Source organism: Vibrio sp. JZG10 (assembly GCF_054064075.1).
In genome coordinates this window covers 133,550-152,558 of sequence record NZ_JBSUGE010000013.1, presented here as the reverse complement: position 1 = coordinate 152,558, position 19,009 = coordinate 133,550, and the positions used below count along the sequence as shown (strand labels likewise).

Below are 19,009 nucleotides of genomic sequence, written 5' to 3'. Positions count from 1 at the left end.
GTAACCCTTTTCCCAGTACCTCTACACGACTTAATACGATGACACCACTACAACAATATCAAAAAGACATAGCAGAACACGGGTTTCAGCGTGATGAAGCTCAGTATCAAGCGGTCGTTGCATTAGATAAGCTTTACCATGCTATCGTTGAATTTCAGTCAGCGCCTGTGCCCCAGCTTTCCAAATGGCAAAAGCTCATGGGGAAAAAAATCGACATGCCTGAGCCCCCAAAAGGTCTTTACTTTTGGGGAGGAGTCGGACGCGGTAAAACGTACCTCATGGATGCGTTTTTTGATGCTTTACCAACCCAAAGAAAAATGCGCGTACACTTTCACCGCTTCATGTATCGAGTACATGATGAGTTGAAGCTGTTAGGTGATGTCGAAAATCCGCTAGCAAAAGTAGCGGATAAATTCAAAGAAGAAGCGGATGTGGTTTGCTTTGATGAATTTTTTGTCTCTGACATTACGGATGCGATGATCCTTGCGACGTTACTCCAAGAGATGTTCAAGCGGCAGATGATCCTAGTCGCGACTTCAAACATCGAACCGCAGAACTTATATCGTAATGGCTTACAAAGAGCGCGCTTTTTGCCTGCAATTGATATGATTTTGGCACGCTGTGACGTGTTGAATGTTGATAGTGGCGTTGATTATCGCTTAAGAACGCTTGAACAGGCCGAAATATACCATTATCCACTTGATGAACAGGCCAACATTAACCTCAACAAGTATTATCAGCAGCTGACGGGCGAACGTCAGATCGTCGCTCATCAAATCGAAGTTAATCACCGTCAGCTTGAGGTAATTGAAGCGAGTGATGGGGTTCTGCATGCGTCTTTTGCTCAGTTATGCCAAACCGCTCGCAGTCAAAATGACTACATTGAGCTGTCCCGAATTTATCACACGGTATTATTAGCGGACGTTCAACAGATGAACCGAAAAATAGATGACGCTGCGAGGCGTTTTATCGCACTGGTCGATGAGTTTTACGAGCGCAATGTGAAGTTGATTATTTCTGCTGAAGTGCCAATGGAAGACTTATATACTGAGGGGCAGCTCGAGTTTGAATTTAAGCGCTGTTTGTCTCGGCTCACTGAGATGCAAAGTCATGAGTACCTCGCGCGTGAGCATTTGGCCTAAATCTAGTGTGTTCTTAAAAAGTGAAGAAAAAATTAGTGATTTGGCGCAAAAAAAGGTGATTTTTTCTTCGCTCTTCTCTATAATCCTGCGACCCACCGTTACTGCAGACCGGATTATCGAAGTTATTTCGAAATTGAAGGTCGAGAGTACCAACGACTCGAAGGGGTGATGACTGGGCTCTTAGACAGTGTGGGAGCACCAGAACGGTGTTCCTTAAAGTTTAAATTTTAATTAACGGGTTATTATTAGCATGAAAACTTTCGTTGCTAAACCAGAAACTGTAAAACGCGACTGGTACGTTGTAGACGCTGAAGGTAAAACTCTTGGTCGTCTAGCAAGTGAAATTGCATCTCGCCTACGTGGCAAACATAAAGCTGAATACACTCCTCACGTTGACGCTGGTGACTACATCATCGTTATCAACGCTGAGAAAGTTGCTGTAACTGGTAACAAAGCTAAGAACAAAGTGTACTACCGTCACTCTGAGTTCCCAGGTGGTCTAAAATCTATCACTTTTGAAAAGTTGATCGATCGTAAACCTGAGATGGTTCTTGAGCTTGCAGTTAAAGGCATGCTTCCACGTGGTCCTCTAGGCCGTGCTATGTACCGTAAGCTTAAAGTTTACGCAGGCGCTGAGCACAACCATGTTGCTCAACAACCACAAGTACTAGACATCTAATTGGGGATTTCGAAAATGGCAGAGAATCAATACTACGGCACTGGCCGTCGCAAAAGCTCAGCTGCACGTGTTTTTATTAAACCAGGCAGCGGCAACATTGTAGTAAACAAGCGTAACCTTGACGAATACTTCGGTCGTCCAACAGCTCGCATGGTTGTACAACAACCTCTAGAACTTGTTGAACTAACTGAAAAGCTAGACCTTTACGTAACAGTTAAAGGCGGCGGTATTTCTGGTCAAGCTGGTGCTATCCGTCACGGTATCACTCGCGCGCTTATGGAATACGATGAGTCTCTACGTCCTGCTCTACGCGCAGCTGGCTACGTTACTCGTGACGCTCGTTGCGTTGAACGTAAGAAAGTTGGTCTACGTAAAGCACGTCGTCGTCCACAGTTCTCTAAGCGTTAATTTCCTCTTATTGGAAATTCTGCTTTTCAGAGTTACTCTGGAAACTGTGTACCAAAAGCTCGGCTCTATGCCGGGCTTTTTTGTTTTTAAAGAAATAATACCTGCCTATCAATATCAATTTGTATTCACTTATAACTAGGTTCAGAGTAAGGCTTCTTCCTTACCATACGTTATAAGCTTATTTATCTGCTGTGGGTGCCTTTACGTCTTAATATCCCTGCAACATGTTTTAAAATGCCTACTCGTCTTTTTTGCGTATGCGGCGTGCTACAAAAGTGAAAATACAAACAACGTAAGTTGAATGCGCACTAAGAAATATTTTGCTGTGTAATTAACTGAAAACTACCAAGATAAAAGGTTTGAATAGCTTTCAGCAGAACTTCCATGTTGTGCTTTCTTGTTACAAATCACATCAATTTTTTATAATTCTGCCGCTTTTGTGACGACGCGAGCGATTTGCCTCACAAATGTTACAAAAAGGTAGCTTTATCTTGTCAAAAAGTAGGGTTTTCTTTATCATTTCCCTCCAATAAATAGAACTAAATTCATTATTTGTTAGCCATGCTCTTATAAGCGGAATAATAACGATCCAAAGGGAGCAAATGGGAGAATGTTTGGATGAGCAACGCGCCTTTAAATAACGGTCGCAGGCGTTTTCTAACCGCTACAACGGCAGTTGTTGGTGGGTTAGGGGCAGTCGCCGTCGCCGTGCCTTTTATCAAATCATGGAATCCGAGTGCCAAAGCCAAAGCGGCAGGTGCACCGGTGGAAGTGGATATAAGTAAAATTGAACCAGGTCAGCTGGTTCGTGTCGAGTGGCAGGGGAAACCTGTATGGATTGTTCGCCGCACTCAAAGCGTTCTAGATAACTTAAAAACGATCGGCGATAAGCTTCGTGATCCGCAATCTGAAATGGAACAGCAGCCTGAGTACGCTCAGAATGAGTTTCGTTCGATTAAGGAAGAGTTTTTTGTCGCTGTTGGTTTCTGTACTCACCTAGGTTGTTCACCAACCTATCTACCAGACTCTTTCTCAGAGCAGGTCCAGGGCGTAAGATCTGGCTTCTTCTGTCCTTGTCATGGTTCTAAGTTCGATATGGCTGGTCGAGTGTTCCAAGGGGTACCTGCTCCATTGAACCTTGTCGTTCCTAAGCACATGTATTTGAGCGACACCAAGCTCATTGTGGGTGTTGATGAGGGGGATGCATAATGCAAGCAATGTTAGACTGGGTTGAAAAGCGTATTCCTGCAATGAATGCTTATAAAAAGCATTTGTCTGAATACCCAATGCCTAAGAACTTCAACTTTTGGTACCTTTTCGGTTCTCTGGCGATGCTGGTTCTGGTTAACCAAATCCTAACGGGTATTTGGCTAACGATGAACTACGTTCCTTCTGGTGACGGTGCGTTTGCTTCTATCGAGTACATCATGCGTGATGTAGAGTACGGTTGGCTTCTACGTTACATGCACTCAACTGGCGCATCTGCGTTTTTCGTTGTTGTGTACTTGCACATGTTCCGTGGCCTGATCTACGGCTCATACCAAAAACCTCGTGAACTACTGTGGATCTTCGGTATGTTGATCTTCCTCGTTCTAATGGCTGAAGCATTCATGGGTTACCTACTGCCATGGGGTCAGATGTCATACTGGGGTGCGCAGGTAATCATTTCTTTGTTTGGTGCGATTCCTGTTATCGGTGATGATCTAACGCTTTGGATCCGTGGTGACTACATCATCTCTGGTGCAACGTTAAACCGTTTCTTCGCACTACACGTTATTGCACTGCCTATCGTTCTGCTTCTTCTTGTGGTTCTGCACGTATTGGCGTTGCACGAAGTCGGCTCAAACAACCCTGATGGTATCGAAACTAAGCTACCAAAAGGTTCAATGGGCGATGATTACAAGACACAGTTCAAGTTCCACGATTACTACACGAAGAAATACGACATTATCGACTCTATTCCTTTCCACCCATACGGTACGGTTAAGGACTTAGTTGGTGTGGCTGGTTTCTTGTTCTTCTTCTGTTACGTGCTGTTCTTTAACCCAGAAATGGGAGGATACTTCCTTGAACCGCCTAACTTTGAAGCGGCCAACCCACTGAAGACACCAGAGCACATTGCTCCGGTATGGTACTTCACGCCGTTTTACGCAATCTTACGTGCGGTTCCAGACAAACTATTAGGTGTTATCCTAATGGGTGCGTCAATTGCAGTGCTGTTTGTTCTACCTTGGTTGGATCGTTGTAAAGTTCGTTCATACCGTTACCGTAGCAAACTTCATCTGTTGAATATTGTACAGTTCACTATCGCCTTTATCGCTCTGGGTATTTTAGGTGCGTTACCTGCAACACCAACGTACACACTACTATCTCAGATCTTTAGCTTGTGTTACTTCATGTTCTTTGTGTTGCTGTTCTTCTACAGCAAAAATGAAGCAACCAAACCATTACCAGAGAGGGTGACATTCAAATGAAGAAGTGGATTGTAATTCTATTTGCTATGTTGCCATCACTAGCGATGGCAGCGGGGGCTAACGTTCCGCTTGATAAAGCGAATGTTGACCTAACGGATAAAGCTTCGCTACAAAACGGTGCGAAGTTGTTCATGAACTACTGTTTTGCTTGTCACTCAACGCAGTATCAGCGTTATGAGCGTGTAGCAACAGACTTGGAAATTCCAACAGACTTAATGAAAGAAAACCTGATTTTCAATCCTGAAGCGAAAATCGGTGATCTAATGGTCAACGCAATGCCACCGAAGCAAGCGGCAAACTGGTTTGGTGCTCCACCACCAGATCTTACGTTGGTTGCACGAGTTCGTGGTGCTGATTGGTTATACACTTACTTACGCTCTTTCTATGTTGATCCATCTCGTCCATTCGGCGTGAACAACATTGTCTTCCCGAGTGTTGGTATGCCACATGTGCTCGAAGAGTTACAAGGTATCCCGACGCCGATTTACGATACGAAAATCGTAGATGGCGAAGAAGTAAAAGTTGTTGTTGGTACTGAAACAGACGGTACGGGTGAGCTGAGCGAAGGCGAATACGACAAAGCGGTTGGCGACCTAGTGAACTTCTTGGTTTATTCAGGTGACCCAGTGCAACTTGAGCGTCATGCTTTAGGTTGGTGGGTAATGGGCTTCTTAGTGCTTCTAACTATCGTTGTCGTGATGCTCAAGAAAGAGTATTGGCGCGATGTGCATTAATTGTGCTAAAATACCGTGCTAATTCCCAATTTTAATTGATGTACAATGGAGGCTTAGCCTCCATTGTTTTTATTTGTAAGTGTACTGGAGGGCTCCATGGCTGTAGCTGCCAATAAACGTTCTGTGATGACTCTTTTCTCAAGTGCATCAGATTTGTATAGCCATCAGGTTCGCATTGTACTAGCTGAAAAAGGCGTAAGTGTTGAAGTTGAGCTTGTTGACGAAGCAAACCTTCCTGCTGAGCTTGTTGAGCTAAACCCATATAAATCAGTGCCAACTCTTGTTGACCGTGAGCTAGCTCTTTACGATTCAAAAATCATCATGGAGTACTTGGACGAGCGTTTCCCTCATCCACCTCTAATGCCGGTTTACCCTGTTGCTCGTGGCAACAGCCGCTTGATGATGTACCGTATCGAACGCAACTGGTATTCACTCGCTGAAAAAGTGATGAAAGGTAATGCGGAAGAATCAGAAAAAGCACGCACAAAGCTGCGTAATGATCTTCTGACGTTAGCGCCAATTTTTGCTGAATATGAGTACTTCATGAGCGAAGAATTCAGCTTGATCGACTGTTACCTAGCTCCATTATTGTGGCGTCTGCCTCAACTTGGTATCGATCTGGTTGGCCCTGGTTCAAAAGAAATCAAGGTGTACATGAACCGCGTATTTGAACGTGATTCGTTCCTTGCTTCTTTAACTGAAGCTGAACGTGAAATGCGCCTAGTTCGCTAAGCGATTTTAAACACGTTATGGATATTGCAAAAATGACTGCTCGCCGCCCGTATATGCTTCGTGCATTTTACGATTGGCTAGTAGACAATGACTTGACTCCTCACTTGGTGGTGGATGCAACGATGCCGGGCGTACGTGTACCGGTTGAGTTTATTCAAGATGGTCAAATTATTTTGAATATTGCACCACGTGCGGTGGGTAATCTTGAGTTAGGTAATGATGCGATTACCTTCCATGCTCGCTTTAGCGGCCGTCCACACTCAGTAATTGTGCCTGTGTATGCTGTCCAAGCTATTTATGCGCGTGAGAATGGTGCTGGTACTATGTTTGAACCAGAAGAAGCGTACACTCACATCGAAGAAGAAGCGATGACCGAGGAAGAATCATCCCCATCGTTTACAACGGTTAGCGATGAGCCTTCTGAGTTAGCCTCTGATTCGGATGCCGAAGAGGACGATGCTCCTCGACCAAAAGGCAAACCAAGCTTAAGAGTGATTAAATAATAAAAAAGCAGCGTAACGCTGCTTTTTTTCTTTTTAGTGTCTTGACGTGTTTTCAAGTGATGTTTCGCAATTACTCAATCGTAAATGCTTCGACGTTGGCTTCATTTTCCGCGTTTGTCTCACTTTCTATTGTTTGTACACCGTCACTCGGTAAGTCCACTTCAACAGGTTCCATTTCGCCATATTGGAACCCTTTAATGACTTGTTTTACGCCAGAGATATTACGCGCGATTTCTGTCGCTCGCTCGCCTTGCTCTGGTGTGACATAACCAAACAGAAAAACGTCGCCGTCTTCGGTGATCACTTTAACCTTAACGCCATTGAGTTCAGAGTCGGTAAGCAAGGCTGATTTTACTTTGGTTGTGATCCAGCTGTCGTTGCTAATTTGAGTGACAGTGAGTGGCTCTTTTTGTTTGATTTGATTGTGTATGACTTTCACACCACTAACTTCTCGAGCTCTTCGCTCTAAAGCATGGATAAGGTCTTGCGTTGGAGCCTGACCCATAAGAACAACCGTACCGTTATAGGAGCTGGCAACCACACGAACTTCACCTTTAAACGGCGCCTTGTTACCGATCGCCGCAACTTCGAATTCGATGTTGTTGTCCTGCCAAATTTGTTTTGTACTGCGTGTGTCCGTGACAATATTTGCTGTGGTTGCAGCGCCAGCGATAAACAAGCCAGCGCAACCACTTAAACTCAATGCTGTTAATAAGATAACGAGGCTACGTATCATAATTCTGACCCTCAGTCTTGGTTACTCTTCATGAGCAGGGAAAAGCACCTGGTCAATAAGATCACAAAGACAATGGAGTGTTACCATATGTACTTCGTGAATACGTGCAGTGCGGTGTGATGGAATGCGAATTTCGACGTCGTTCTCACCAAGCAGCCCTGCCATCTCACCGCCATCTTTTCCTGTTAGCGCGATAATCGTCATGTCTCGAGTTACGGCCGCTTCCATCGCTTTGATAATATTTTTGCTGTTACCGCTAGTCGACATGGCAAGCAGAATGTCGCCTGGCTGGCCAAACGCTCGTACCTGTTTTGAGAAAATTTCCTGGTAGTGGTAGTCGTTTGCAACAGCGGTCAGGGTTGTATTATCGGCTGTTAAGGCCATTGCAGGTAGGCTAGGGCGCTCAGTTTCAAAACGGTTTAAAAGACAAGAAACAAATTGTTGAGCGTTTGAAGCACTGCCGCCATTACCACAACATAAAATTTTGTTGCCATTGAGCAAGCTTGAGACCATCGCTTGGGCCGCGTGAGTAATGGCATCGGGCAGCGCCTCTGCTGCTGCGATTTGAATTTGAATACTTTCTGTAAAGCTGTCTTTAATGCTGTCTAGCATCGCTTATCCTTCAGAGATTGCGTTTTCTATCCAGTTGATATCTCGCCCATTGTCATGAATAGCGATGACATCAAACCGATAATCGATATTGTGTTTTAAGCGCTTTTGTTGGCTAAGCCAAACTTGTGCAGTTTTGATTAGCTTGCGCCTTTTTGCGTGCGTTACCATTTCTGCTGCTGAGCCAAAGTGATCGTTCTTACGATATTTGACTTCAACAAACACGATAGTTTCACCTTGTTGGAAGATTAAATCAATCTCACCGACCTTGGTCAGGAAATTTTGTTCAATAAAGCGCAAGCCCTGGCGTTGCAAATAGTGCTTCGCCAGAGCTTCATATTGATTTCCGATTTGGCGCTTACTAAAGAGCCCCACGCTCAGCCCAGCTCAATTCACGCTGTACAACACAGTTGTTGTCGATACTTAAAATACCGGTTTGGCCACCGACTGAGTAACCAGGAACGACCTTCATTTGTGGAAGTTCACCGATCAATTTATATGCATCCATACCGAGTGCTTTCAAACGTTTTTCCATGTTAGATTGCTCTGACCAAAGCTCGTTCATTTCAGCGGTCACGCTAGGATCTGGGTCAATCAGCAATGGAATGTCGCTGTAGATGATGCCTGTTAGATCTTCGTATGTCGCGCCGCCACTGTTGCTACGCGAACTAGAGAAGATTTGTGGTGCTTTCGCATCAGGGTTAATCGCTACTTCGATAAACGGCTTGATCAAAGTCAGCTCAGTGCTTCTAGCTACGATATAAACCGCATCAACATCACGACGGCTACGTGGCTGTGTTTCAAGCTTAATTCGCATTAATGATTGCATCTGGGCGATACGCTGCTTGCTCTCTTGCAGGCCAAATACTTCATTGATGTCTTTTTGAAGTTGGCGCTTGTCACCAAAGTAACTTGCTGCGACTTTGTTAGAGCTGTACTTTCGCCATTCTTTGTTGAAAGCCTCAGTTACACGCTCTCCAAAGCTGCCTTTTGGTGCAAGAATAAGAGGGAAGTTGTAGCCTTCGCTGAACAAGTGTTTTGCAGCTTGTGCGGCTTCTTGTTCCGGTGATAATGCCAAGTAGCAAATATTGCTATCTGGTTGCACATCCTCGGGAATATTTAGCGCAAGGGCTGGAATGGTAGGGCCATTTGCTGAGCCATCCATGGTTGTGTGTAACAACTCCACGTTCTCTTTTTCTAGAGGGCCAACAACAAAATCGATGTTTTCATTGATCAAGCGTTGTTTAATTTGGTCAGCGTTATACGCATTGGTGTCAATCACCGTAAGTGTTGCACTAGGATCTCGATTACGATCATTCATCATCGCAAACACAAAACCATCACGAATTAATTGCGCTTGTGGCGAGAACTTACCCGTCAGCGGCAGCAATAAAGCAGTATTGTTTGGCTTCATGATGTCAAGAGAGAGAATGTTTTGAATCTCTTCTGGTGTATAGATAGCAGCAGGGTGCGAAGGGTTTTCGCTTAACCAGCGCTCTAGCGTATTTTTAAGTTGGGACAGGTTGCCCGATAGCGTTTTTGCATAAACAGCCAGCTGCAGCCAGCCGTCTAGAACATCCTCATTCGGTTCTGTTTCTAATGAGGTGAGTTCATATTCTGAGTAGCTGCCAAAGTTCATCCAAATACGGCTAGAGGTTTCCCTCTGCTCTGCTGACGAGGCGTATTGACCAAATGCAACCAGCTGGCGGTTTGCTTCAAACGCTTGGTTAAGGCCTTGATAAGCGTCGGCACGCATCAAGTAATAGTCTTTCCATTGCTCGTTTGGCAATTTCCACCAAGGTTTAAAGTTTAACAATTGCAGCAACTGCGAGTAATTACCTTGCTTTTGCTGTATGGTCGCACGCGCCAGTTGCCACTCCGCTTGCTGAACTTCGGTCAACTGTTGTCGAGCCAGACGTTTGATCAACAGTTCTGCTTGATCAAGCTGGTTCGCTTGAATAGCGGCTTTGGTTGCCATGATCAACCAGTCATTTTGTAAACTGCCTTCCGTGCTATCAGCTTGGATCATATAGTTCTGAACAGACTGAGTAGGCTCAAGTGTTACATCAACGCCATCAGGCTGTCTTGGACCTGAAGAACAGGCGGCGAGCGTAATTGCTAGTGCAACAGGAGTAAGTATGCGTGGTACACTGAGTCTCTTATGGTTAATCATTGCCGTGAGTTCTCTATAATTTTGTACAAAATTGTCTCTATATTAATCGTTGAAGTGATGGTAAACAAATGACAGATAAAAATAAGTTGCCGAATGAGGGGCCAACTCTCTATATCGTACCGACTCCAATCGGAAATTTAGCGGATATCACCCAACGTGCTATCGAAATTCTGTCGACGGTGGACATCATTGCTGCTGAGGATACTCGACATACGGGTAAATTACTGTCTCACTTCAATATTCAAACCAAAACTTTTGCTCTGCATGATCATAATGAGCAGCAAAAAGCACAGGTTTTGGTAGAAAAGCTGCTTTCCGGTCAGTCTATAGCGTTAGTTTCTGACGCTGGTACGCCACTTATCAGCGACCCAGGATACCATTTGGTGACAAAATGTCGTCAAGCGGGCGTTAGAGTTGTGCCGCTTCCTGGTGCTTGCGCGGTCATTACGGCGTTAAGTGCATCAGGCTTGCCATCCGATCGCTTTAGCTTCGAAGGCTTTTTGCCACCGAAAAGCAAAGGCCGTAAGGATAAATTCCTAGAGATTGCTTCGGTAGAGCGTACGTGTATTTTTTACGAGTCACCGCACCGTATTTTGGACTCTCTACAAGACATGTTAGACGTTCTTGGCCCAGATAGAGAAGTCGTGTTGGCGAGGGAACTAACGAAAACCTTTGAAACCATTCAAGGCATGCCATTAGGTGAGTTAATTGAGTGGGTGAAAAGTGACGATAACCAACAGCGTGGTGAAATGGTATTATTGATACATGGTTACCGCGAAACCGCGGACGATTCATTGCCAGATGATGCTTTGCGTACATTAGGGATTTTAACCAAAGAGTTGCCTTTGAAAAAAGCAGCGGCTTTGGTGGCAGAAATTCATAACTTGAAGAAGAATGCGTTGTATAAGTGGGGCTTAGAAAACTTAGACTAAGCACTGCTAACGAGACACATGGTAAAGCGGGTCGATGCGAAAATATCGGCCTTTTTTAGGCGCAATGTTTAATGGTTAGATTAAAAAAACACCACTCAATGCATTCATTTCATCATATCTGTGATCTCACTAGACTCTGAGTGGATAACTCTATACAATCCGCCCTCGGAGTTGACTGGGTAGTCGCTGCTTTACTGATGTCCTTCGGGAGACTGACGTTGAAGTCCTTTGGGAGACTGACGTTGACGTCCTTCGGGAGACTGGTAAAGGGGAGGAAAGTCCGGGCTCCATAGAGCAGGGTGCCAGGTAACGCCTGGGGGGCGTAAGCCTACGACAAGTGCAGCAGAGAGAAGACCGCCGATGGCCCTAGGGCACAGGTAAGGGTGAAAGGGTGCGGTAAGAGCGCACCGGACGACTAGCAATAGTTCGTTGCAGGGTAAACTCCACCCGGAGCAAGACCAAATAGGCCTCCACATTGCGTTGCTCGCGTAAGGAGGCGGGTAGGTTGCTTGAGCCAGTGAGCGATTGCTGGCCTAGACGAATGGCTACCGCCGCGCAAGCGGAACAGAACCCGGCTTATGTGTCGACTCCAACTATTCGAGACCCATCACTACTTTTTGTAGTGATGGGTTTTTTGCATTTTATTGACGCAAACCCTGTCATTACCAATAAACTTGGCGTTAAATCACGTCTGACTTTAGACTTGAGGTGGCGATGATGTGGGAAATCAGTACACTATGGTAGGTTGATCTTTTGCTATAAATATTCAGCATGAGAGAGCAACATATCTTAAAATCGCTTCAAGATCATTCAACGAGAAAGCTATGACCGAAACCTTCCAACATATTTCCGTGTTATTAAATGAATCCATTGATGGCCTAGCTATCAAACCAGACGGTATCTATATCGATGGAACATTTGGCCGTGGCGGTCACAGCCGGACTATTCTATCTAAACTCGGAGAAAACGGCCGACTGTACAGTATCGATCGTGACCCTCAAGCGATAGCTGAAGCAGGCAAAATCAATGATCCTCGCTTCACCATCATTCATGGTCCATTTTCTGGTATTGCTGAGTATGCTAAAGAGTATGACTTGGTTGGCAAAGTTGATGGCGTTCTACTGGATTTAGGTGTTTCTTCTCCGCAGTTAGACGACGCAGAGCGTGGCTTTAGCTTTATGAAAGACGGCCCGCTAGATATGCGTATGGACCCAACATCAGGTACTCCCGTATCTCAATGGCTAATGGAAGCTGACTTAGATGATATTACTTGGGTGATTCGTGAGTTTGGTGAAGACAAACACGCGCGCCGTATTGCCAAAGCGATTGTTGCCTACCGTGAAGACGAAGAAAATGAACCACTGGTACGTACTGGCCAGCTCGCGAAGCTGATCTCAGATGCTGCACCCAAAAGCTTTAAAGAGAAAAAACACCCTGCGACTCGTGCGTTCCAGGCATTTCGTATTTACATCAACAGTGAGTTAGAAGAAATTGATACGGCACTAAAAGGCGCGGCAAGTATTCTGGCTCCTGAAGGTCGTTTATCTGTCATCAGTTTCCACTCTCTGGAAGACCGTATGGTCAAACGTTTTATCCGTAAAGAGAGCAAAGGACCTGAAGTGCCACATGGCATTCCAATGACTGAAGAGCAAATTCGTGCTCTTGGTAGTGCGAATATGAAAGCGGTGAGCAAAGCGATTAAGCCAAGCAAACAAGAAATTGAAATGAACCCTCGTTCGCGCAGCTCTGTGCTAAGAATTGCAGAAAAGCTTTAATTATTATGACGAAACCCACTCCTAACCTTGCTAAGTTGATTGCAACGGATCTTATCACCGTTGGTCGCTGGCCATTACTGTTGTTGCTATTGATCGTGGCATCGGCAATGGGAGTGGTATTTGCTACCCACCATGCGCGTCAAGCGATCACCGAAAAAGATCACACTTTGGTTGAACGAGAGCGTTTAGATAGCGAATGGCGCAACCTGATGTTGGAAGAAACGGCCCTCGCGGAACACAGTCGTGTTCAAGACCTTGCCAAAAAAGAACTTGAAATGAAACGACCTGATGGCGATAAAGAAGTGGTTGTCACGCTCAAATGATTAGAAAGAAAACCAACACGAAACCAAGCAACAAGCGTAAACCTGTCGCGAAAGAAAAAAACGCTTCGGGGGATACGAAAACCGAGAAAAAAGCAGTAAAAGTGGAGGTTGAAGAATCCTTTCTGATTCGTTGGCGCTTCCATCTATTACTGTTTTTTGTCTTTTGTGCATTTGCACTTTTGGTGGCGCGCGTAGCCTATATTCAAATCATTGAACCGGATAACCTGATTAAACAAGGTGACCTACGCTCGGTTCGTGTGAAATCCATCCCTTCTGCACGCGGTATTATTTCGGACCGAAATGGTGAGCCGCTCGCTGTCAGCGTGCCTGTTGAGGCCGTTTGGGCGGATCCCGCGACGATATTTAAAGAAAATGCCTTAAGCCAGACCAAGAGTTGGTATGCATTAGCGGATGTTCTTGGTGTTGACCGACAAGGGTTGATAGACAAGATCAAGCACAATGAAAAGCGCCGCTTTATTTACTTGCAGCGCCAAGTGAGTCCAGCCATGGCGAACTATATTCGTGAGCTAAAGCTGCCTGGTGTGGGTCTTAAGTCAGAATCTCGTCGTTACTATCCTGCCGGTGAGGTTAGTGCTCACTTAGTTGGGGTGACGGGGATTGATGGGCATGGTCTAGAGGGTGTTGAGCGTAGCTACGATGAGTGGCTTACTGGCGCCGCAGGTAAGAAAACCATTCGTAAAGACCGTTATGGTCGCGTCGTAGAAAACATTGCGTGGCAAGACAAGCAAGAAGGTAAGTCACTCCAGTTGACAATCGACCAGCGCCTACAGGCGATTGCTTATCGTGCGATTAAACAAGCTGTTGCGGACCATCGCGCCACGTCAGGCTCCGTTGTTATGTTGGACGTGAAAACCGGCGCCGTATTGGCCATGGTGAATGCGCCTTCCTACAACCCTAACAATCGTAGCGACTGGCAAAGCTATAAAATGCGTAACCGAGTGATCACGGACTCGATGGAGCCAGGCTCTACCATTAAGCCTTTCGTTATTTTAGCCGCCTTAGAAAATGGGGTAGCCGATAAAGATACCATCGTAGATACCGGTAATGGTGTACTTCGTTTAGGTGGTAGCCGAGTAAGAGATGTATCCCGCGTGGGTAAAGCGAGCTTGACCACGATCCTCAAAAAATCGAGTAACATCGGTGTGACGAAGCTGGCAATGCAAATGCCAGTAGAGGCGCTGCTCGGTCTGTACAGCTCTGTGGGCTTTGGTGAGCTTTCTGGTCTGAACCTCGTTGGGGAAGTGACTGGTATCTTCCCGACACGAACACGATGGTCTCCTATTGAACGTGCCACGATTGCGTTTGGTTATGGTCTATCGATAACGCCAATCCAGTTAGCGCATGCCTATGCGACGCTTGGAAATCTCGGCAAATACGAGCCAATCCATATTATCGAAAGCAATGATCATGACATGTCGCGCCAAGTAGTGAGTGCAAAGTACGCACGCCAGGTCTTGGACATGCTGGAAACCGTAACCCAAAAAGGAGGCTCGGCTCGTCGAGCGGCAGTTCCTGGTTATCGAGTGGGAGCCAAAACAGGCACCTCACGTAAAGCGTCTGCAGGTGGATACAGCGATGAGTACATCACTTATACGGCAGGGCTTGCTCCGGTTAGCGATCCGCGAATTGCATTGGTTGTGATCGTAAACGAGCCTCAAGGTGATGATTACTATGGTGGTTCGGTAGCGTCTCCTGTCTTCTCTGAAATCATGAAAGGCGCGCTACAAATACTCAATGTTGCACCAGACGAAAACAAATTCCAGCAGTAAGCTGAGTGGCTTACTGAGCAAACAAAATTAAGAAAACCTGAGCCAAAGCTCGGAGAACAAATATGACTAAAGCCATCAGTATGGACGTGCTGCTTTCCCCTTGGGTGGATTGCCCCAGCTTATCGTCCGTTCTTGTTTCTGAATTGGAGCTCGACAGCCGAAGAGTTCAGCCTGGAACCACGTTTGTTGCGGTGATTGGCCATGTTGTGGATGGGCGTAATTTCATTGCTTCTGCCATTGAGCAAGGCGCCAATGCGGTTCTAGCGCAAGCCTGTGAGGTAAAAGCACACGGCACGGTGGAAATCATCGATGACGTTCCCGTTATTTACCTCGATACGTTGGATCAACGTTTATCTGCAATCGCTGGAAAGCTCTATGCTTACCCAGATATGGATTTGATTGGTGTCACCGGCACCAACGGCAAAACCACCATTACTCAGCTAATTGCACAATGGCTAGAGCTACTTGGCCACAAAGCGGCAGTGATGGGCACGACGGGAAATGGTTTTCTCGACAATTTACAGCAAGCCGCGAATACAACAGGGAATGCTGTAGAAATTCAGAAAACGCTCTCCTCTCTCGCAAATCAACACGCCACATACACCGCGCTAGAAGTCTCTTCTCATGGCTTAACGCAAGGCCGTGTCAAGGCGTTGTCGTTTGCGGCGGGTGTGTTTACTAATCTAAGTCGTGATCACCTAGATTATCATGGCACGATGGAAGAGTACGCCAATGCAAAGCTGGAGTTGTTTACGCAACATCAATGTGAACGTGCCATTATCAATGTCGATGATGAGGTCGGTCATGCATGGGCGACGCAGTTAAGCAATGCGATTGCGGTGTCACTCAAACCGAACACTGAGTTTGAAAGCGCAATTTGGGCGACAGATGTCCGTTACGCGGAGTCGGGGATTACTATCCAATTCGATGGTAAATTTGGCTCAGGTCAATTGCACGTGCCACTGATTGGTGAGTTTAACGCAACCAACTTAATGCTCGCTTTTGCGACTTTATTAAGCTTAGGTAAGGATAAACAAGCGTTACTCGAAACCGCAGGTCAGTTACAACCTGTACTCGGCCGAATGGAGTTATTCCAGACAGAGGACCGTGCCAAAGTCGTGGTCGATTATGCCCATACTCCTGATGCACTAGAAAAAGCACTGCAAGCTTTACGAGTTCACTGTGAGGGGCACCTGTGGGCTATTTTTGGTTGCGGAGGCGATCGCGATGCAGGTAAGCGCCCAATGATGGCGGAAATTGCAGAGCGTCTAGGCGACAGAGTGGTGTTGACTGACGATAACCCACGCAGTGAAGATCCGGTTCAGATTGTAAAAGACATGTTATCCGGGCTGTCAAAACCTGCCGAAGCGATTGTGCAGCATGATCGTTTCAAAGCACTGTCTTATGCGGTTGAGAATGCTTCGCCAAAAGACATCATCTTGTTAGCGGGTAAGGGCCACGAAGATTATCAAATTCGGAATGGCGAAACGATTCATTACTCCGACCGTGAGTCTGCTATGCAGCTTTTAGGATTGTCCTTATGATCAAAGTAACGTTATCTCAAATTGCCAACATCACTCGCGGTGAGCTATTCGGCGATGATCTACTTATCGACGCGGTTTCTACTGACACACGAGCGATTGACAACGGTGCTTTATTTTTTGCGCTGGTGGGTGAGCGCTTTGATGCGCATAACTTTTGCCAACAAGCGGTGGATGCAGGCGCAGGTGCTTTACTCGTACAAAAACATCTAGATGTGAATGTGCCACAAGTCGTGGTGTCGGACACCAAAATGGCACTGGGTGAGTTAGCCTCTTGGGTGCATCAAACTTGCCAAACACCTACCGTAGCCATCACAGGAAGTTGCGGTAAAACGACCGTCAAAGAAATGGTCGCGAGCATTCTGCAATTGAAAGGCAAAGTGCTGTTTACTGCAGGTAACTTCAATAATGATATTGGTGTTCCGTTGACGTTATTGCGCTCACAGCAGGATGACGACTATGCCGTGATTGAGCTTGGTGCTAATCATATCGGTGAAATTGCTTACACAACGCAGTTAGTAAAACCAGATATCGCGTTAGTGAATAATGTAGCCGCCGCGCACCTTGAAGGCTTTGGTTCTATTGATGGCGTGAAACAAGCCAAAGGTGAAATTTACCAAGGTCTTGCTGCAGGTAGTATTGCGATTGTCAATTTAGACAGCAATGGCGAAACAAAGTGGGAAAGCGTGCTGGCGGATAAGGAAGTTATCACCTTCTCACAAAGTAATTCTGCGGCTGATTACTATGCATCAAATATCGTGATGAATGCCGCGGGAGAGGCCAGCTTTAACCTACATATCGCAGCAAGCTCACAAGAAATTGAACTGTCTCTGGGTATTATAGGTCAACACAACGTAGCGAATGCAATCGCAGCTTCTATTATTGCGTTACAAATGGGCGCCACATTAGAAGAGGTTCGCGCTGGCCTTAAACATTTAAACAAAGTGAAAGGTCGCGTCGAGGTTGAAGCGCTGAGCGAAAAAATCAAATTGATTGATGACAGCTACAACGCAAGCGTGCCAGCCATGAAAGCGGCGGTTGACTTATTGGCTGCTTTCCCAGGTCAGCGCTGGCTGATTTTAGGTAATATGGCGGAATTGGGCGAGGAAAGTCTTGCACTTCATCGTCAAGTCGGGGAACATGCTGCCCCACAAAAATTTGAACATGTTCTCACATATGGTGCAGACGCCAAGGTGATCAGTGAGCTTTGCCAAGGCATTCATTTTGAGACGCACCAAGAGATGATTGAATACATCAAGCAGCATCTAGACCAAGCCGTTCCTGAAAACCATACGATTTTGGTGAAAGGAGCGAACGGTGCACGTATGTTTGAAGTCGCTGCTGCTTTGAAGGAGTATTATTAATGATTATTTGGCTTGCCGAGCTGCTACAGCCATACCTGTCTTTTTTCCGATTGTTTGAATACTTGTCTTTTCGAGCAATTCTAAGCGTATTAACCGCTCTGGGTCTGTCATTATGGATGGGACCAATCATGATCAAGCGTTTGCAAATGCTGCAAATTGGTCAGGTAGTACGTAACGAAGGTCCTGAATCTCACTTTAGTAAGCGTGGTACTCCAACGATGGGCGGTATCATGATCTTAGCGGCCATCTCAATCACAATCTTGCTTTGGACTGACTTATCCAACCCATATGTATGGGCGGTATTGACGGTCTTGCTTGGCTACGGTGCAGTCGGATTTGTTGATGATTATCGTAAAGTGGTGCGCAAAAATACCGATGGTTTGATCGCGCGTTGGAAGTACTTCTGGCAGTCGTTGATCGCGTTTGTCGTGGCTTTTGCATTGTACGCTTACGGTAAAGACACTGCAGCCACTCAGCTCGTGGTGCCATTCTTTAAAGACATCATGCCGCAACTTGGTTTGATGTACATTATCCTGACTTACTTTGTGATTGTCGGTACGAGTAACGCGGTTAACCTGACCGATGGTCTAGACGGTTTGGCAATCATGCCAACGGTTCTTGTTGCTGCAGGCTTCGCGGTTATTGCATGGACGACGGGTAACGTTAACTTCTCTGAATACCTTCATATTCCATACTTACCACATGCTTCTGAGTTGGTTGTCGTATGTACAGCAATCGTCGGTGCAGGCCTTGGTTTCTTGTGGTTTAACACGTATCCAGCACAAGTGTTCATGGGTGATGTCGGCTCACTAGCGCTTGGCGGCGCATTAGGCACTATTGCTGTTCTCGTTCGTCAAGAGTTGGTGTTGGTGATCATGGGCGGTGTGTTTGTGATGGAAACGCTGTCGGTAATTCTACAGGTGGGTTCATACAAACTGCGTGGTCAGCGGATCTTCCGTATGGCACCGATTCACCACCACTACGAATTGAAAGGTTGGCCAGAACCGCGCGTAATCGTGCGCTTCTGGATTATTTCTATGGTTCTTGTTCTGATTGGTCTTGCGACATTGAAAGTGCGTTAATCGCACTTTCCA

19 protein-coding genes and 1 other RNA gene are annotated in these 19,009 nt (G+C 46.0%); 16 read left to right on the top strand and 4 right to left on the bottom strand.

From position 1 onward, the window contains the following. Positions 1-38 precede the first annotated feature (38 nt). The 8 genes from zapE (at position 39) to sspB (ending at position 6,672) form a co-directional block, all read left to right on the top strand. Positions 39-1,142, top strand: a complete 1,104-nt coding sequence (gene zapE / locus ACWYVB_RS15520) for a cell division protein ZapE (RefSeq protein WP_005395918.1) — start codon at positions 39-41, stop codon at positions 1,140-1,142. Positions 1,143-1,392: 250 nt separating this feature from the next. Next, complete coding sequence (rplM, locus tag ACWYVB_RS15515; protein WP_012842158.1) at positions 1,393-1,821, top strand: 50S ribosomal protein L13; 429 nt, start codon at positions 1,393-1,395, stop codon at positions 1,819-1,821. A gap of 15 nt (positions 1,822-1,836) precedes the next feature. Next, positions 1,837-2,229, top strand: coding sequence for a 30S ribosomal protein S9 (gene rpsI / locus ACWYVB_RS15510; RefSeq protein ID WP_005372876.1), 393 nt, complete (start codon positions 1,837-1,839; stop codon positions 2,227-2,229). A 618-nt stretch (positions 2,230-2,847) separates the two neighbouring features. Next, positions 2,848-3,438 carry a ubiquinol-cytochrome c reductase iron-sulfur subunit gene (petA, locus tag ACWYVB_RS15505; RefSeq protein ID WP_005396462.1) on the top strand — a complete coding sequence of 197 codons (591 nt, stop codon included), beginning with the start codon at positions 2,848-2,850 and terminating at the stop codon, positions 3,436-3,438. Then, positions 3,438-4,703, top strand: coding sequence for a cytochrome b (locus tag ACWYVB_RS15500; RefSeq protein ID WP_005372880.1), 1,266 nt, complete (start codon positions 3,438-3,440; stop codon positions 4,701-4,703). The genes petA and ACWYVB_RS15500 overlap by 1 nt, the downstream gene beginning before the upstream one ends. Beyond that, positions 4,700-5,437, top strand: coding sequence for a cytochrome c1 (locus ACWYVB_RS15495; protein WP_053808569.1), 738 nt, complete (start codon positions 4,700-4,702; stop codon positions 5,435-5,437). The genes ACWYVB_RS15500 and ACWYVB_RS15495 overlap by 4 nt, the downstream gene beginning before the upstream one ends. Positions 5,438-5,533: 96 nt before the next feature. Next, positions 5,534-6,169, top strand: coding sequence for a stringent starvation protein SspA (sspA, locus tag ACWYVB_RS15490; RefSeq protein ID WP_005372897.1), 636 nt, complete (start codon positions 5,534-5,536; stop codon positions 6,167-6,169). Between the two features lie 17 nt (positions 6,170-6,186). Continuing rightward, on the top strand, positions 6,187-6,672 hold the full coding sequence (gene sspB / locus ACWYVB_RS15485) for a ClpXP protease specificity-enhancing factor (RefSeq protein WP_031780550.1): 486 nt from the start codon (positions 6,187-6,189) through the stop codon (positions 6,670-6,672). A gap of 70 nt (positions 6,673-6,742) precedes the next feature. On the opposite strand, the gene ACWYVB_RS15480 is transcribed toward sspB, so the two are convergent. The 4 genes from ACWYVB_RS15480 to ACWYVB_RS15465 are packed head-to-tail and all read right to left on the bottom strand — an operon-like array spanning position 6,743 to position 10,190. Then, positions 6,743-7,408: a BON domain-containing protein gene (locus tag ACWYVB_RS15480; RefSeq protein WP_005396458.1), complete on the bottom strand. Its 666-nt coding sequence runs from the start codon at positions 7,406-7,408 to the stop codon at positions 6,743-6,745. A gap of 21 nt (positions 7,409-7,429) precedes the next feature. Further along, on the bottom strand, positions 7,430-8,020 hold the full coding sequence (locus tag ACWYVB_RS15475) for a phosphoheptose isomerase (protein ID WP_005372901.1): 591 nt from the start codon (positions 8,018-8,020) through the stop codon (positions 7,430-7,432). Between the two features lie 3 nt (positions 8,021-8,023). Then, positions 8,024-8,392, bottom strand: a complete 369-nt coding sequence (locus tag ACWYVB_RS15470) for a YraN family protein (protein ID WP_046873997.1) — start codon at positions 8,390-8,392, stop codon at positions 8,024-8,026. After that, positions 8,379-10,190 (bottom strand): penicillin-binding protein activator, encoded by a 1,812-nt coding sequence (locus ACWYVB_RS15465; protein WP_203346665.1) that lies wholly within the window; start codon positions 10,188-10,190, stop codon positions 8,379-8,381. Before ACWYVB_RS15465 ends, ACWYVB_RS15470 begins: the two co-directional genes overlap by 14 nt. A gap of 68 nt (positions 10,191-10,258) precedes the next feature. Here ACWYVB_RS15465 and rsmI point away from each other — a divergent pair, with 68 nt between their 5' ends. From rsmI to mraY, 8 genes are all read left to right on the top strand, one after another. Next, positions 10,259-11,122 carry a 16S rRNA (cytidine(1402)-2'-O)-methyltransferase gene (rsmI, locus tag ACWYVB_RS15460; RefSeq protein ID WP_203346664.1) on the top strand — a complete coding sequence of 288 codons (864 nt, stop codon included), beginning with the start codon at positions 10,259-10,261 and terminating at the stop codon, positions 11,120-11,122. 167 nt (positions 11,123-11,289) lie between these two features. After that, positions 11,290-11,717, top strand: an RNA gene (gene rnpB / locus ACWYVB_RS15455) — RNase P RNA component class A. Positions 11,718-11,946: 229 nt separating this feature from the next. After that, positions 11,947-12,897, top strand: a complete 951-nt coding sequence (gene rsmH, locus ACWYVB_RS15450) for a 16S rRNA (cytosine(1402)-N(4))-methyltransferase RsmH (RefSeq protein ID WP_203342982.1) — start codon at positions 11,947-11,949, stop codon at positions 12,895-12,897. 5 nt (positions 12,898-12,902) lie between these two features. Then, positions 12,903-13,220 (top strand): cell division protein FtsL, encoded by a 318-nt coding sequence (gene ftsL, locus ACWYVB_RS15445; protein WP_012842154.1) that lies wholly within the window; start codon positions 12,903-12,905, stop codon positions 13,218-13,220. Beyond that, the gene (locus ACWYVB_RS15440) at positions 13,217-15,010 is read left to right on the top strand and encodes a penicillin-binding transpeptidase domain-containing protein (RefSeq protein ID WP_134647748.1); all 1,794 of its coding nucleotides are present in this window, start codon (positions 13,217-13,219) and stop codon (positions 15,008-15,010) included. The genes ftsL and ACWYVB_RS15440 overlap by 4 nt, the downstream gene beginning before the upstream one ends. Before the next feature lie 62 nt (positions 15,011-15,072). Further along, positions 15,073-16,554 (top strand): UDP-N-acetylmuramoyl-L-alanyl-D-glutamate--2,6-diaminopimelate ligase, encoded by a 1,482-nt coding sequence (gene murE, locus ACWYVB_RS15435; RefSeq protein WP_203346663.1) that lies wholly within the window; start codon positions 15,073-15,075, stop codon positions 16,552-16,554. Next, complete coding sequence (locus ACWYVB_RS15430; protein ID WP_104969059.1) at positions 16,551-17,915, top strand: UDP-N-acetylmuramoyl-tripeptide--D-alanyl-D-alanine ligase; 1,365 nt, start codon at positions 16,551-16,553, stop codon at positions 17,913-17,915. Before murE ends, ACWYVB_RS15430 begins: the two co-directional genes overlap by 4 nt. Next, positions 17,915-18,997, top strand: coding sequence for a phospho-N-acetylmuramoyl-pentapeptide-transferase (gene mraY / locus ACWYVB_RS15425; RefSeq protein ID WP_282174567.1), 1,083 nt, complete (start codon positions 17,915-17,917; stop codon positions 18,995-18,997). The genes ACWYVB_RS15430 and mraY overlap by 1 nt, the downstream gene beginning before the upstream one ends. Positions 18,998-19,009 lie beyond the last annotated feature (12 nt).